This is a genomic window from Streptomyces sp. (assembly GCF_050698815.1).
In the GTDB taxonomy this organism is placed as follows: Bacteria; Actinomycetota; Actinomycetes; order Streptomycetales; family Streptomycetaceae; genus Streptomyces.
Window position 1 is genome coordinate 1 of sequence record NZ_JBOHCV010000764.1, and the last position, 14,464, is coordinate 14,464.

Annotated in this window: 12 protein-coding genes; 7 read left to right on the plus strand and 5 right to left on the minus strand. The window is 72.2% G+C overall.

Going from position 1 to position 14,464, the window contains the following annotated elements:
- The coding region (locus ACRDP3_RS27250; protein ID WP_431519676.1) for an SbcC/MukB-like Walker B domain-containing protein at window positions 1-721 on the plus strand (721 nt) is incomplete at its 5' end.
- Between the two features lie 34 nt (window positions 722-755).
- Entirely contained in the window at window positions 756-1,550 is a 795-nt protein-coding gene (locus tag ACRDP3_RS27255) for an SDR family oxidoreductase (RefSeq protein ID WP_431519677.1), read from the plus strand.
- A gap of 55 nt (window positions 1,551-1,605) precedes the next feature.
- On the opposite strand, the gene ACRDP3_RS27260 is transcribed toward ACRDP3_RS27255, so the two are convergent.
- Together ACRDP3_RS27260 and ACRDP3_RS27265 are read right to left on the minus strand one after the other, a co-directional pair.
- Window positions 1,606-3,309, minus strand: a complete 1,704-nt coding sequence (locus tag ACRDP3_RS27260; protein WP_431519678.1) for a DUF885 domain-containing protein — start codon at window positions 3,307-3,309, stop codon at window positions 1,606-1,608.
- A 36-nt stretch (window positions 3,310-3,345) separates the two neighbouring features.
- Window positions 3,346-3,825: an Lrp/AsnC family transcriptional regulator gene (locus tag ACRDP3_RS27265; protein WP_431519679.1), complete on the minus strand. Its 480-nt coding sequence runs from the start codon at window positions 3,823-3,825 to the stop codon at window positions 3,346-3,348.
- 59 nt (window positions 3,826-3,884) lie between these two features.
- Between ACRDP3_RS27265 and ACRDP3_RS27270 the strand changes: the two genes are divergently transcribed.
- Window positions 3,885-5,102 carry a trans-sulfuration enzyme family protein gene (locus ACRDP3_RS27270; RefSeq protein ID WP_431519680.1) on the plus strand — a complete coding sequence of 406 codons (1,218 nt, stop codon included), beginning with the start codon at window positions 3,885-3,887 and terminating at the stop codon, window positions 5,100-5,102.
- Here ACRDP3_RS27270 and ACRDP3_RS27275 read toward each other — a convergent pair.
- From ACRDP3_RS27275 to ACRDP3_RS27285, 3 genes are all read right to left on the minus strand, one after another.
- Window positions 5,032-6,408 (minus strand): GNAT family N-acetyltransferase, encoded by a 1,377-nt coding sequence (locus tag ACRDP3_RS27275; protein WP_431519705.1) that lies wholly within the window; start codon window positions 6,406-6,408, stop codon window positions 5,032-5,034. The genes ACRDP3_RS27270 and ACRDP3_RS27275 overlap by 71 nt on opposite strands.
- Before the next feature lie 85 nt (window positions 6,409-6,493).
- Entirely contained in the window at window positions 6,494-7,084 is a 591-nt protein-coding gene (locus tag ACRDP3_RS27280; RefSeq protein ID WP_431519681.1) for a DUF1990 family protein, read from the minus strand.
- A 4-nt stretch (window positions 7,085-7,088) separates the two neighbouring features.
- Complete coding sequence (locus tag ACRDP3_RS27285) at window positions 7,089-8,702, minus strand: alkaline phosphatase D family protein (RefSeq protein ID WP_431519682.1); 1,614 nt, start codon at window positions 8,700-8,702, stop codon at window positions 7,089-7,091.
- A 344-nt stretch (window positions 8,703-9,046) separates the two neighbouring features.
- Between ACRDP3_RS27285 and ACRDP3_RS27290 the strand changes: the two genes are divergently transcribed.
- The 4 genes from ACRDP3_RS27290 to ACRDP3_RS27305 all read left to right on the plus strand — a co-directional run bounded on the left by ACRDP3_RS27290 (window position 9,047) and on the right by ACRDP3_RS27305 (window position 14,459).
- The gene (locus ACRDP3_RS27290; RefSeq protein ID WP_431519683.1) at window positions 9,047-10,945 is read left to right on the plus strand and encodes a hypothetical protein; all 1,899 of its coding nucleotides are present in this window, start codon (window positions 9,047-9,049) and stop codon (window positions 10,943-10,945) included.
- 348 nt (window positions 10,946-11,293) lie between these two features.
- Entirely contained in the window at window positions 11,294-12,307 is a 1,014-nt protein-coding gene (locus ACRDP3_RS27295) for a hypothetical protein (protein ID WP_431519684.1), read from the plus strand.
- Between the two features lie 33 nt (window positions 12,308-12,340).
- On the plus strand, window positions 12,341-13,858 hold the full coding sequence (locus tag ACRDP3_RS27300) for an amino acid permease (RefSeq protein ID WP_431519685.1): 1,518 nt from the start codon (window positions 12,341-12,343) through the stop codon (window positions 13,856-13,858).
- Between the two features lie 172 nt (window positions 13,859-14,030).
- The gene (locus ACRDP3_RS27305) at window positions 14,031-14,459 is read left to right on the plus strand and encodes a VOC family protein (RefSeq protein ID WP_431519686.1); all 429 of its coding nucleotides are present in this window, start codon (window positions 14,031-14,033) and stop codon (window positions 14,457-14,459) included.
- Window positions 14,460-14,464: the final 5 nt, after the last annotated feature.

Consider the following 14,464-nt stretch of genomic DNA (forward strand, 5'->3'; position numbering starts at 1 on the left):
CCCGGAGACGGCGCAGCGCGCCGTCGAGGAGGCCACCGGGCGGTTGCGCGCGGCGTCGGCGGCCGACGAGGCGGCCCGTACCCGCTGCCGCGAGCTGGACCGGCTCACCCGGCAGGCCGTCACCGACTCCCGCAGCCTCGCCCCGCTGCGGGAGAGCTACGAACGGGTGGCGCGACTGGCCGGACTGGCTTCGGGCACCTCCGCGGACAACGAACGCCGGATGCGCCTGGAGTCCTACGTGCTGGCGGCCCGGCTGGAACAGGTCGCGGCAGCCGCGAGCGTCCGCCTCGCCCGGATGTCCGCGGGCCGCTACACGCTGATCCACTCCGACGAACGGGCGGGCGGTCGGGGACGTTCGGGGCTCGGCCTGCATGTCATCGACGCCTGGACAGGTGTCGAGCGCGACACCGCCACCCTCTCCGGCGGCGAGACCTTCGCAGCGTCGCTCGCGCTGGCCCTCGGCCTCGCCGATGTCGTCACCGAGGAGTCCGGCGGCACCCGGCTGGAGACCCTGTTCATCGACGAGGGCTTCGGGAGCCTGGACGAGCAGACGCTGGACGAGGTCCTCGACGTGCTCGACTCGCTGCGTGAACGCGACCGCTGCGTCGGCATCGTCAGTCACGTCGCGGACCTTCGCCGGCGCATCCCGGCCCAGCTGGAGATCACCAAGTCCCGGGAGGGCTCGGCGCTGCGTCACCGGACCGCCGGGAAAACCGGGTGACGGCGGACCGGGCGGTGTACCAGGCTGACCTGCCATGCCCCTGGAACCCGTGCACCGTGATGCACCATCCCCCCGTGCCCTTCGCGATCCACTGCCTCTGCGCGGCCGCGGCGCACTCGTCACCGGAGCGAGCGTCTACCTGCACCACCACCGGTCGCACGACGCCGCACAGCCCTGGGGTGCGGACCCGGACGGGCCGGAAGCACTCGCCGACGGGGTGCGGGAGCTGGCCGTGCCCGGTGCGGTCGTCGCGCACGGCCCTGCCGACCTCACCGCTCCAGGCGCCCCGGCCCGCCTGCTGGCGGAGGCGACGGGAGCGCTGGGCGGTGACCGGCTCGACATCCTCGTGGCCAACCACGCGCTCAGCGGCAGCGACGGACCGCTGGAGACGGTCGACGCGGCGATGCTCGACGCCCACTGGGCGGTCAACACCCGTTCGGTGATCCTGCTCGTACAGGCGCTCGCCCGGCAGCCGCGCGCGGAACACGCGCCGACGGGCCGTGTGGTGGTGATGACCTCGGGCCAGGACGTCCGCGGCGGCATGCCCGACGAGCTGTGCTACGCCCTCGCCAAGGGCGCCCTCGCCTCCTCCGTACGTACGCTCGCCACCGCCCTGGCTCCCCGCATCACGGTGAACGCGGTCAACCCCGGGCCCGTGGACACCGGTTACCGCGAGGACGAGGACCATGCCGCCGTCGCCGCGCTCTTTCCGGACGGCCGGTGGGCGGTCCCGGACACCGCGGCCCGCCTCGTGACCTGGCTCAGCACGGACGAGGCCGGCTGGATCACCGGCGAGGTCATCAACTCCGAGGGCGGCTTCGCCCGTTGACCCGGGTCGCACTCCCGCCGCCGGCGCGGCGCGGGAGTGCGGCCCGGGCCACTCCTCACAGCGCCGACAGCTCAGCCACCAGGTCGTCCAGCCCCAGAGATCCCAGGGACAGTGCGGCCATGTGCCACTTCTTCGGGTCGAAGTCGGCGCCGTGTGCCCGGCGAGCCGCCTCGCGGCCGGTCAGCCAGGCTCGTTCGCCCAGCTTGTAGCCGATCGCCTGGCCCGGCATGCCCAGGTAGCGGACCAGCTCGCTCTCCACGAAGTCCGCCGGGCGGCCGCTGTGCAGACCGAAGAACTCCTGCGCGAGCTGGGGCGTCCACCGCTCGCCCGGATGGAAGGGCGAGTCGGCCGGGATCTGAAGCTCCAGGTGCATGCCGATGTCCACGATCACCCGGGTGGCCCGCATCATCTGCGCGTCCAGGTAGCCCAGCCGCTGCTCGGCGTTGACCAGGAAGCCCAGCTCGTCCATGAGCCGCTCCGCGTAGAGCGCCCAGCCCTCCGCGTTGGCGCTCACCCCGCCGACCGTCGTCTGGTACCGGGACAGCTGGTCCGCGACGTAGGCCCACTGCGCAAGCTGCAGATGGTGGCCCGGGACACCCTCGTGGTACCAGGTCGAGACCAGGTCGTAAACAGGGAAGCGGGTCTCACCCATCGTGGGCAGCCAGGTACGGCCCGGCCGGGAGAAGTCCAGCGAAGGCTGCGTGTAGTACGGCGCCGCCGCCCCGCCCGGCGGGGCGATCCGCGACTCGACACGCTTGACCGGCTCCGCCAGCTCGAAGTGCGTCCCGTCCAGCTTCTCGATGGCCTCGTCCATGAGCCCCTGCAGCCAGTCGCGAACCTCTTCGACCCCCTCGACCGCGTCGCCGTGCGTGTCCAGATGGCGCAGCGCCTCCCACGGCGTGGCCGCGCCCGGCAGGACCTTCTCCGCCTCCGTGCGCATCTCGGCGAGCAGCCGGTGGAATTCCGACCAGCCGAACGCGTAGGCCTCGTCCAGGTCCAGATCGGTGCCGTTCCAGTAGCGCGACCAGCGCGCGTACCGCTCCCGTCCGACGGTCTCCGGAGCGCCCGCCACACCCGGGGCGTACACCTCCCGCAGCCAGTCGCGCAGCTCCTCGACCGCGCCCGTGGCGTCCGCCGCCGCCGCGGTCAGCACCTCGCGCAGTGCGTCCGGTCCCTCGGCGGCGAAGGCCGCGAACCAGCTCTGCCCGTCACCGCCGCCGTCCTCGCCGATCCATTCGCTCAGCTGCCCGATGACCGTGGAGACCTGCCGCGGACCCGCGGGGAGCCCCTTCTCCAGCCCGGCGGCCAGCGACGCCCGATAGCCCTCCAGCGCTTCGGGCACGGCCCGCAGCCGTTGCGCCACCGCCGTCCAGTCCGCCACCGTCTCGGACGGCATGACACTGAGAATGCCGCGCACCGAATGCACCGGGCTCTGCAGGTTGCTGACCTCGCGCAGCCCCTCGTCCGCCTCGTGCACGGCCAGTTCCGCGGTCAGCCGCTCGCGCAGGAGCCGTGCGCAGCGCCGCTCGGCGTCACTGTCCGCCCCCGGCCGTTCCTCCGCTTCGGACAGCCGCCGCAGCGTGTTGCGGCTGAGCTCGGCAAGGGCTTGCTGCCCGGCTGGGGAGAAGTCGGGCAGCAGGCTATGGCTCTCGGCCACTCCGAGATACGTACCGGTGATCGGGTCGAGCTGGACGAGAGCGTCGACGTAGGCGTCGGCGACCTGGCGCGGCAGAGGCGCGGCATTCATGACATCGGACATGCGCTCCATCCTGGTACGGATGAGGCCCCGGCGTCATCAGCATGGGCGCGGCGGCAGCAGTGGCCCGCACTCCCAGCGCTGGAAGATCAGCCGGGTCTCGACCCGCGCCACCTCTTTGCGTGAGGTGAACTCGTCCAGCACCAGCCGCTGCAGATCGGCCGTGCCCGTCACCGCCACCTGTACCAAGTAGTCTTCGGGTCCCGCCAGATGGAACAGCGCCCGCGACTCCGGCAGTGCCCGGATCCGTTCCACGAACGGCCCGACCAACTCCCGCCGGTGCGGCCGTACCTGAACCGACAGCAGTGCCTCCAGTGGTCTGCCCAGTCTGGCCGCGTCAAGCCGCAGTTCGTGACCGAGGATCACGCCGCTGCGGCGCAGCCGTGCCACCCGGTCCAGGCAGGTGGAGGGCGCGACGCCCACGGCGGCGGACAGATCGCGGTTGGTCATCCGGGCGTCGTTCTGCAGCAGCCGCAGGATCTCCAGGTCGACCGGATCAAGTGCGACGGTTTCGATCATTCACCGAAGATAGCACGGGCTTTACCTGCCTGAGCCCGGTCATTGTTCATGATCGCCGCATGGAGAACACGCAGACCACGCCGACCATGCCGACGTCCCGATCGCTGGCCACCGAGGCTGTGCACGCGGGCCGGGACGACCTCGCCGCCCTCGGCCTGCACGCGGCGCCGCTGGACTTTTCCACCACCTATCCCGCACGCGACACCAGGGCCGAGGCAGCTCGGATCGACGAGTTCGCCGCGACCGGCGCCCGTCCGGACGGGCCGCCCGTCTACGCGCGCCTGGACAACCCGACTGTCGCCCGCTTCGAGGCGGCGCTCGCCCGGCTCGAAGGCACCGAGACGGCAGTGGCCTTCGCCAGCGGCATGGCGGCACTCACCGCCACGGTGCTGGTGCGGGCCTCGGCGGGGATGCGTCACGTGGTCGCCGTTCGTCCGCTCTACGGGTGCAGCGACCACCTGCTCGAGAGCGGGCTCCTGGGGACCGAGGTCACCTGGACCGATCCAACGGGCATCGCCGACGCCATCCGTGCCGACACCGGCCTGGTGGTGGTGGAGAGCCCCGCCAACCCCACGCTCGCCGAAGTGGACTTGGCGGCACTCGCGGACTCCTGCGGCTCGGTGCCGCTCCTCGTCGACAACACCTTCGCCACCCCGGTGCTGCAGCGCCCGCACGGCCTGGGGGCACGGCTGGTGCTGCACAGCGCCACCAAATACCTGGGCGGGCACGGTGACGTACTCGGCGGAATCGTCGCCTGCGACGAGGAGTTCGCGTGCCGGCTGCGGCAGGTGAGATTCGCCACCGGCGGGGTGCTGCACCCGCTCGCGGGCTATCTGCTGCTCCGCGGGCTCGCGACGCTGCCGGTGAGGGTACGGGCGCAGTCCCGTACCGCCGCCGAACTGGTCCGGCGGCTGGCGGCCGATCCGCGCGTAGCCCGCGTGCACTACCCGCGGCTGGGCGGTGCCATGGTCGCCTTCGAGGTGGAGGGTGACCCGCACGCGGTGACCGCCGGGGTGCGGCTGATCACCCCGGCGGTCAGTCTCGGCAGTGTCGACACCCTGATCCAGCACCCCGGCTCGATCAGTCACCGGATCGTCGCGCAGGAGGACCGGCACAGCGCCGGCATCAGCGAACAGCTGCTGCGGATGTCGGTCGGCCTGGAGGACGTCGAGGACCTGTGGTGCGACCTGGACCGGGCCCTGACGCTCAGTTCGGGTCGGTCGGAGCGCAGACCACGTGTGACGGGGGAGCGGCGGCGCCGGCCAGCTCTCCGGTGATCACCAGGGTGCCCTCTTCCACCTGATAGGAGAGGGGCAGTCCGAGCCCGCGCATCGCCGCGACCATGGCGGTGTTGGAGGACCGCGTCACGGCGTAGACGCTCCGGGAACCGGCCTCGAGGGCCAACGCGACCAGCCGCCGCAGCAGTTCACCTCCGATGCCCCGGTGCTGCCAGGCGTCCTCGACGAGCAGGGCCACCTCGGTCTCGTCACCGTCCCACAGCAGGTGGCCGAGCGCGACCAGCTTTCCGGACGCGGTCTCCACGGCCAGGGTGCGGCCGTGACGGGGGGAGAGCAGATGAGCGAGATAGCGGTCGGCGTCCGCCACGGGACCGTGGTAGCGCTGCGAAAGGGTTCGCTCCGAGCAGCGCTCATGCAACCTGCCGGCGGCCTCGGCGTCCTGGCTGCCGGCCCGGCGCACGGTGACCGGCTGCCCCTCGGGCAGCCTCATGGCGTCCCGGGACCGCGGCACCCGGGAACCAGTCCCCAGCCGGGTGTCCAGCTCCACGAGGGCGTCGGCACGGGCGAACTCGACGGGTGTGAAGGGCAGGTGGGGCCGTTCGACGATGAGTACGCCCCCCGCCGGATCGGGCAGCCGCATCACGGTCTCCTCCAGCACCCCGTCCGTGGGGACGGGGTCGGCCGGCCGGTGTCCGGACAGGGAGACCGCGGGCGCCGTACGGATCGTGCAGCGGCCCAGCAACTGCCGTAGTGCGACCGGCAGTTCCGCGGTGTCGAGCGCGGTACGGGTGGCCAGGCGAAGCATCCGGGTGGGGCCGTCCGTCAATTCGTGGGGGTCGGCCCGTTCGATCCAGATGCGGCTGCCACCCGCGCCGGTCACCAGCCGGACCAGCTCGGCGGAATCCAGCGCCACGGGTGCCCGCAGCAGGAACTCGTCCACAGTCTCCTCGACGGAAGCCTCCCCATCGCGGAGCCCCATGCTCGGGGTCTCCCCGGGCCGAAGACCGAGGCTTGGGGTCTCCCCGGGGCGGAGGCCGAGGCTTGGGGTCTCCCCAGGTCGAAGACCTAGGGGATGGGTCTCCAGCGACACCACGTCGATCCGCTCCCGCGCCAGGACCGTGCACAGCGCGGCAAGCGTCCCCGGCTCCTCGCGTACGGTCGTCCGCATTCGCCACAGTGACGTCCCCCCGGCCGCCCGGGGCACCACCGGCGCCGCGGTGCCGGTATCGGGCGGCGGGGGCGGCGCGTGTGTGCGCCGCCGATGCAACCGTGCCCAGCAGGTGAGCGCACCTTCCCTGATGAGGCGCCGGATTCCGTAGCCGGAGGCTTTCGCTTTCTGGGACATGTCAGTCATGCGGCCAGCCTCACCCGTCGGCATTGCCTGATCAATAACGCTTTGTGGCCGATGAGTTAAAGATGCCTCCGGCCGGTCAGCGCCCCCTGCTTCCGTGCCGCCTTCTCCCGCGCCGCGCCGTTCCATTCTCCGTCCCCTCCTTGCTTGCTTCCGCTTCCACGAGCCGCCGCAGACACCGGCCGCACCACCGCGCGTACCAGCGCTGGAAGACCGGCAGGAGCGGGCCCGCCGCCACCGTCCACCACGTCGCCGGCCTGCTGAAGGCGAGCACCTCCAGCCAGACGGCACCGTCGGCATCCTGGCTGACCAGGAACGCCTCCTCGCCGCGCACCGGGTGACCGGGCAGCGTCCCGTACGCCCATCCGGCGCTGCGTTCCCCCTCCACCGCCCACACCACCTCGCACGGCGCGTACACGCGCAGCGCGCCGAGGCCGAGCCCGACGGTGACCCGGACACCCGGGGCGGCCCGCGCCGCGTCCGTCTCGACGACGACACCCGCCGCCCGGTGCAGCCGCCACGTCAGCACCGCCCTCGCCGCCGCGCCGAAGTCGCCGCCGCCGGAACCCAGCCGGACGCGCATCCGCAGCCGGCGGAAGCCCGCGGGCCAGTCCGCCGGGTCGCGCTTCGTCGCCCCGACGCCGGGATAGCGGGGAGGCGCGACGCTCATCGGCTCACTGGCCGACCCGGCCCGGTTCCAGCACCTTGGTGAACAGCACCGCACCGCCCTCCTCCCGCAGTCGTACGGTCAACTCGCCGTTCTCGCCGTCGATGTCGACCTGGCCGAAGTACTGACCACCCTCGGACGGCGGCACGTTGGCTCTGCTCGGTGCCTTGATGAACGACTGGCCGGGTCCGAAAGTGCCGTCGAGCTTCAGGGCGGGGAAACCACCCGCGTTCAGCGGCCCGGAGACGAATTCCCAGAACGGCTCGAAGTCCTTGAAGGCGGCCCTTGAAGGGTCGTAGTGCTGTGCGGAGGTGTAGTGCACGTCCGTGGTGAACCACACGGTGCCCGTGATGCGCTGTCGCTTGATGTGCCGTAGCAGCTCGGCGAGTTGCAGCTCGCGTCCGAGGGGCGCGCCGGGGTCGCCCTGAGCCACGCCCTCGAAGTCGGTCTTTCCGTCCGGGACCACCAGGCCCAGCGGCATGTCGGAGGCGATCACCTTCCACACCGCACGCGAGCGGGAAAGCTCCCGCTTGAGCCACTTCAGTTGGCCCGCGCCGAGGATGCCCTGTGTCTCGTGCTCCTGCCGGCCCGGCGAGTTGGCGTTGCGGTACGTGCGCATGTCGAGGACGAAGACGTCCAGCAGCGGACCGTGGCGCACGACCCGGTAGACCCTGCCGTCCTCGTCCGCCGGCGGCAGGGAGGTGAGGGGGTGGTACTCGCTGAACGCGCGCAGCGAGCGGGCGGCGAGGGTGTCGACGTTCTTCTCGGTATAGCGCGCGTCGTCCAGGATCTCGCCCGGATACCAGTTGTTGACTACCTCGTGGTCGTCCCACTGGACGATGGAAGGCACCTGGGCGTGGAAGCGGCGCAGTTTCTCGTCCAGCAGGTTGTACCGGTAGTTGCCGCGGAATTCGGCCAGGGTCTCGGCGACCTTGGACTTCGCCTCGGTGGTGACGTTCCGCCATACCCCGCCGCCCGGGAGCGCGACCTTTTCCGCGAGGGGGGAGTCGGCGTAGATGGTGTCGCCGCTGTTGAGGAAGAAGTCCGGGTCCAGTTGCCGCATGTCCTCGAAGATGGGAAAGCCCCCGCGGTCGGGGTTGATGCCCCAGCCCTGGCCCGCCAGATCGCCCGACCACAGGAAGCGCACCCCGTCGCGCCGCCGGTCCGGAGCGGTTCGGAAGGTGCCGTGCACCTGCTCACCGGTGCGCCGCGGGTCGTCCGGGTCGGACAGCGTGACCCGGTAGTGGATCTGCTCCCCGGCGGGGAGCCCACGCACCGTCGTCCTGCCCGTGAAGTCGGTCTCCGGCCCCACCACGGGGCCGTGCCAGCGCCGCACCTGACGGAACGACTCGGTCGGCGAGGTCTCGACGAGCATCCGGGCGCGGCGGTCCGAGCGCACCCACACCAGGCCGGAGGACGTCGTCACGTCGCCCGTCTGCACACCCCACTTGGCCCTTGGGCGCCCCGCGAGTGCCTGGACGGGGGCGGCGCCGGACAGGACGGGCAGCGACAGCGCCGCGGACGCGGCGAGCGAGCCGCGCAGCACCGAGCGTCGTCCCGGGGCTGCACCCGCCCGGTCACTGGTCGGGCTGGGGCAGGGGGTCGGGTCGTCGTGCGCCATGGACGTGCCTCCTGGATCGCGGATGGACGGAGCAGGCCGGTACAGACCGATGCGTACCACCGCTTCGTTGGCGGTGCACGCAACGCCTCGGTGAGCGCGGTGCCGAACACAGGGCTCAGTGAACACCGACGCCGCAACGGCATGAAGGGTTCCGGACAAACCACGTGTGGCGGTGTACGACCGCGCCTAGGATTTCGCGTGATGACTGACCAACGGATACCGCACAGCGTCCAGGCCGGCCCCGGTGCCGGGCAGCGTGACGCACCGGGGGCCGTGCGGACGTACGCACGGGCGGGCAGGACGGTCCCGGCGGACGCCGGCGCTGCCGGCAGCGAGGCGCGCCGATGACGCCCCCGGAGACCGAGGACCCGCGCGGACTGCTGGCCGAGGCCCGCCGGCTCAGTGAACGCGGCCATCCCTCCGCGCCTGCCGCCTGGCAGCGGCTCGAGGAGGCCGTCGCCCGCACCGGCGTCCGGCTGACCGGTGCGGAGCGGGCCGAGTTGCTCGATCACAGCGCCATGCGGCTGGCCCGCACCGACCCCGCGGCCGGCGCCGTCGGGTTCGCCGAGGCGGTCGGCCTCTTCGTCGACGCCGGTGAGCACGGCCAGGCGGTCGCCTGCCGGGCACGCGCCGCCTTGGCCGCGGCCTTCGCCGGGAACCCTGATCAGGCCCTGGCGCAGCTGGAACCGCTGTGCGCCGAGGCCGTCTCGCTGCACTCGGCGCGGCGGGCCGGCACCCGGCACACCACCGCCGTGCTGCTCTCCCGTGCCAGGGTGCGCTTCCTGCTGCTCGACACGGCCGAGGATCCCCGCCGGGCCGCCGCGGCCCTCGACGCCGAACTGGCCGAACTCATCGCCTTCGCCCACCCGGACCGCGCTCAGCCCGCGGTGCTGGCCCGTATCGCCGACGCGACCGAGTCACGGGGACAGCTGGCCGGACTGCTGGACGATGACGCCGCGGCGGCCACGTTGTTCGCCGAGGCCGCCGCCCTCTACCACGAGTCCGGCCGGCCCTGGCAGGCCACCGGGGCCGAACTCCTGCTGGCGCAGGAACTGTTGCGTACGGGCGACGCGGAGCGGGCCGGCTCCCTACTGCGCGGCGCGCTCGGTGATCCGCAGCGGGCGGCGCTGCGCGCTCCCGAGGAGGCCGCGCGGCTGCACCTCGCGCTCGCCGATGTCCTCGCCGCACAGGAACGCCCGGTGGAAGAGGCCGATCAGCTCCGCGAGGCCGCCCACTGGGCGGACACCGCGGGTGAGGCGGCCGGGCTCGGCGCGTACGCGCGGCTCCGGCTGGGCGGCGCCAGCCTGGAGCTGGACCGCCCCGAAGAGGCGGCGGCCGTCCTGGAGTCGGCCATGGCGGACCTCGAGTCCCGGCACGGAGAAGGCGATGTGGTGCAGGCCCGCTGGTGGCTCGGGCAGGCACGCTCGCTGCTGGGCGATGACCAGGAGGCGGCCGAGCAGTTCCTGCGTGCCGCGGAGACGGCGGAGGTCTGGGAGGACCAGCGGGATCACGCCATGCTCGCCCATCTCGCCGCCGAAGCGCTGGCGCGGGCCGGCCTGCCCGACCAGGCCGGGCAGGCGTACGAGCTGGCCGAAGAGCTGTGGCGCTCGCTCGGTGAGACCTGCGCCGTCGTCAAGGCGCTGCGGTCGCGCGCATTTATCGCCATCGGTGAGGATCCGGCTGACGGCGCGGCGTCCGTGGGCGCCGCTCCGGCCGCGGCCGCCACGAAGGCCGTGGAGCTGATGGCCGCCGCGCTGCGCGAGGTCGAGAGCGGTCTGCGCGGCAGCGACGACGGGGAGGACCGGCTGCTGCTCCGGCTGGAGCTGGGCCTGACCTACCGGCAGACGGCCGAGTTGCTGCTGCGGGCCGCCGACGGACCACCGGACCAGGACTCCGGCACCCCGGAGCAGCACGCCGTCAACCGCGCCGCCTACCAGGAGGCGGTCGCCTGCGCCGATCACGCCGTCACCGTCTTCCGTGGCTGCGGAGAGCCGGCGCTGCACGAACGCACGGCCGCCGAACTCATGGCCGCCCGGCTGGAGATGGACCTGGGGCGCCGGGATGCCGCCGCCCGCAGGGCGCACCTGGTGCTGGAGGCGTACCCGGACGGGAACGGCCTGGCTGACGGCACGGAAGGCGCCGCTGAGGCGGCGGCGGTGGCGACGGAACGCCGACGCGGGGCCGGGGAGGTCCTTTCGCTCCTGGGAGAGCCGGCGCAGAGATCCGAGGGGCCTCGCGTATGAGCCGGCGGAGAAGAGGGCGGCTCCCGGCCCCGGGCGGCCCGGTGGTTCCGGGTCTGTCGTGGCGGCGCGGACGGGCAGGAAACCACATGGGCCGCAATGCTGTTCCGGTGACCGGAGTTTCGGCGCAGGACCATCACATTCCCCCCTGGTACGAAGCGACTCCAGGGAGCTAGGTTCGAGTGACAAACCGAGGGCTCGCCGCACATCCCCGCTCGCCCGGCCACCGACTCCCCTGCGGCACCGCTCCCGCCCCTGCCGTTGAGGATCGCTTGCCATGCCGCACCCCGCACCGCGTTCCTTCTCCGGTCCGCTCCGCAGGCGGCCGGACCGGGCCACAGGGCGGGGCTGATGCGAGGTAACCGGCACGGCCGCCTCGCCCGCCCGCTCTACAGCCCGGCCGGTTTCGACACCGAACTGCGCGGTGCGGTGGAAGAGCTGCGGACCGGCCGCTGGATGGCGATGAGGACGCTGCTCACCCGTACCGGGGGAGCATGGGGGCTCCGGACCTCCCGTACCCAGGTCCTCGGCGTGGTCGCCGCCGGATCGCACGTGGTGCAAGCGTGGCTGCGGGAGGAGCCTCGGGACGCCGACGCCCGGTTGATGCAGGCGCGGGTCACCGTGGAGCGTGCGGTCCGTGCCCACCGGGACGGCCATCACAGCGCCGCAGAGCTGGAGAACGAGGCACGGCAGGCGTGCTACGCCGCTGCCGAGCGGCTGCCGGCCGACCCGGTGCCGTGGATATGTCTGCTCGCCCTCGCCCGGCTCGATCACCGTCAGGAGCGTGCGGAGCACCGGGAACGCGCGGCGGAGCCCATGCTGCCCCCCGGCCCTTGGGGGCTGCTCTACCGGGTCTACGAACGCGACCGGTACAACCGCGAGGCCCACCACCGCATGCTGCACTTCCTGCACGCCCGCGCTGCCGGGCCCATCGCCTCGCACGCCTCCGCGATCGACTTCGTGCGCTGGGTGTCGTCGTGGGCTCCGGCCGGATCCGAGCTGCTGGCCCTGCCGTTGTACGCCTACATCGAGCAGTTCCGGCGCCAGCTCGCGCGGAACCCGGACGACCTGTTGCTGCGCCAGCAGTGGGCCCACGACCCCGTCGCGCTGGACACCCGCACCGCACTCCACGCGTGGTTCGAGCAGACCGACCCCGCCGGCCAGTCCGTCATGGACCTCAATCACCTGGCACACGCCCTGTGGGCGGGGGACCGGCCGGCGGACGCGGCACGGGTCTTCACCGCACTCGGCCCGTACTTCACCCAGCAGCCCTGGTCGCAGGTGGGTGCGGACCCCGAAAACCCGGACTCCGCCAAGGAGGAGTTCTCGCGGGCGCGCGCCCAGTCCTTCGACGCGATCAGCTGACCGTCCCCCGTACGTCCCCTCAGGAGGTCTCCCGTGTACCCCACCGCCAGGTCGCACCGGGCCCCCCGGCTCGACGACGACGCCAAGCTGCGCGATCTCGGCTATCACCCCGTACTGGTCCGGCGCATGGGCTCGTTCGGCAATTTCGCCATCAGCTTCTCGGTCATCTCGGTGCTGTCCGGATGCATGACGCTGTACGGGTTCGGACTGATCACCGGTGGGCCCGCGGTGATGATGTGGGGCTGGGTGGCGGTGGGCGTGATGGTGATGTTCGTCGGCGCGGGACTGGCCGAGGTCACCAGCGCCTACCCCACCTCCGGGGGGCTCTACTACATGGCCGGCCAACTGGGCGGCCGCCGGTGGGGTTGGTACACCGGGTGGCTCAACCTCCTGGGGCTTCTCGGGGCCATCGCCGGAATCGACTACGGCGCCGCCCTGTTCACCGGTGCGCTGCTGAACCTTCAGTGGGGGATCGAACCGTCGCCGGGGACCGTCATGGTCATCTATCTGTGCATCCTGCTGCTGCACGCGGTCCTCAACCTCTTCGGTGTCCGGCTGGTGAGCATCCTCAACTCCGTCAGCGTCTGGTGGCACTTCGCCGGCGTCGCCGTGATCGTCGGCGCCCTCGCGCTCGTACCCTCCGGCCACCGCTCGCCCTCCTTCGTCTTCGGTGAGTTCGTCAACGACACGGGCTGGTCGAGTTCGCTGTACGTGGTCATGATCGGGCTGCTGGTCGCCCAGTACACCTTCTGCGGCTATGACGCCAGCTCCCATCTGTCGGAGGAGACGACCAACGCCGAGGTCAGCGCCGCACGCGGCATCGTCCGCGCCATCGGATGGTCCTGGCTGGCGGGATTCGTCCTGCTGGCAGGCCTGACCTTCGCCATCCAGGACTACGCCGGCACCCGTGGCAGCACGATCGGTGTGCCCCCCGCCCAGATCTTCCTGGACGCGCTGGGACTCACCGGCGCGAAGCTGCTGCTGCTCGTCGTGATCGTGGGGCAGCTCTTCTGCGGCAACGCCGAGGTCGCGGCCGCCAGCCGCATGGTCTTCGCCTTCTCCCGTGACGGCGCGCTGCCCTTCTCGGGGCAGTGGCGCAGGGTCAGCCCGCGTAACGGAACACCCGGCCGCGCCGTCTGGCTCTCCGTCGCGATCGCCGCGGTACTGGCCGCGCCCTCTCTGTACAGCAGGACGGCCTACGGAGCGATCACCGCCATCGCCGGAATCACTCTTGCCTACGCCATCCCCATCTATCTGCGGCTGCGGCATCGCAGGAGCTTCCAGCAGGGGAAGTGGAACCTCGGCCGCTGGGGGGTGCCCATCGGATGGGTCGCGGTGACGTGGATGGTCTTCGTGACAGTGCTCTTCTGCCTTCCGCAGTCGCATCCCGTCGATGTCAACTCCTTCAACTACGCGCCCATCGCGCTGGTCGGCGTACTGGCGCTGGCCACCGTGTGGTGGCTGATGTCGGGGCGGCACTCCTACACCACGCCCACCCACAGCGCAGGCGGTGACCGAGAACTCGCCGAGATGAGCGACGAGATCGTCTGACCGGACAGCGGCCGGACCACCGGACCACCGTGGCGGTCCGGCCTAGGCTGCTGGACCGATGCCGCCGGACCGATGCCGCCGGGACGTGCGACCGATGCCGGACCAGTGCACCCGCGCCTATGGTTTCGCTGCGGCCGGCCGGCCGCGGACGGATCGGAAACCAGGAGCCGCCATGCCCGTGAACGGCCGGGCCCACATCCGCATCGCCCGTCCCTCCAGGGACCTGGCGGCGGCGGAACGGTTCTGGACTCAGGGGCTCGGCCTCGATGTCCTTTTCCGGAAGGAATCCGCGGCGGCGGAGGCGGGGCCGGGCGCCGGGTACGCGCTGCTGATGGTCGGCTGGCGGTACGCGGGCTGGCATCTGGAACTGGCCCGTGATCCGCACCACCCCGTGCTGCCCGGTCCCGGGGAGGAGGACCTGCTGGTGATCTACCTCGACGGGCCGGTACCCGACGACCTGCTGGCCCGGCTCGAGCGGCACGGTGGCCGGTGCGTCCCCGCGCGCAATCCGTACTGGGACACCTGGGGCGTCACGGTGCGCGACCCCGACGGCTACCGGCTGGTGCTCAGCACCCGGCAGTGGTCCAGCGCGGAGCACTGACTTCA

Excerpts from the sequence above, each read along its gene's own strand:
- ACRDP3_RS27265 (WP_431519679.1), bottom strand. The coding sequence starts at position 3,825 with ATGATCGAAACCGTCGCACTTGATCCGGTCGACCTGGAGATCCTGCGG.
- ACRDP3_RS27280 (WP_431519681.1), bottom strand. The coding sequence starts at position 7,084 with ATGAGCGTCGCGCCTCCCCGCTATCCCGGCGTCGGGGCGACGAAGCGC.
- ACRDP3_RS27290 (WP_431519683.1), top strand. The coding sequence starts at position 9,047 with ATGACGCCCCCGGAGACCGAGGACCCGCGCGGACTGCTGGCCGAGGCC.
- ACRDP3_RS27285 (WP_431519682.1), bottom strand. The coding sequence starts at position 8,702 with ATGGCGCACGACGACCCGACCCCCTGCCCCAGCCCGACCAGTGACCGG.
- ACRDP3_RS27255 (WP_431519677.1), top strand. The coding sequence starts at position 756 with ATGCCCCTGGAACCCGTGCACCGTGATGCACCATCCCCCCGTGCCCTT.
- ACRDP3_RS27295 (WP_431519684.1), top strand. The coding sequence starts at position 11,294 with ATGCGAGGTAACCGGCACGGCCGCCTCGCCCGCCCGCTCTACAGCCCG.
- ACRDP3_RS27270 (WP_431519680.1), top strand. The coding sequence starts at position 3,885 with ATGGAGAACACGCAGACCACGCCGACCATGCCGACGTCCCGATCGCTG.
- ACRDP3_RS27305 (WP_431519686.1), top strand. The coding sequence starts at position 14,031 with ATGCCCGTGAACGGCCGGGCCCACATCCGCATCGCCCGTCCCTCCAGG.
- ACRDP3_RS27275 (WP_431519705.1), bottom strand. The coding sequence starts at position 6,408 with ATGTCCCAGAAAGCGAAAGCCTCCGGCTACGGAATCCGGCGCCTCATC.
- ACRDP3_RS27260 (WP_431519678.1), bottom strand. The coding sequence starts at position 3,309 with ATGTCCGATGTCATGAATGCCGCGCCTCTGCCGCGCCAGGTCGCCGAC.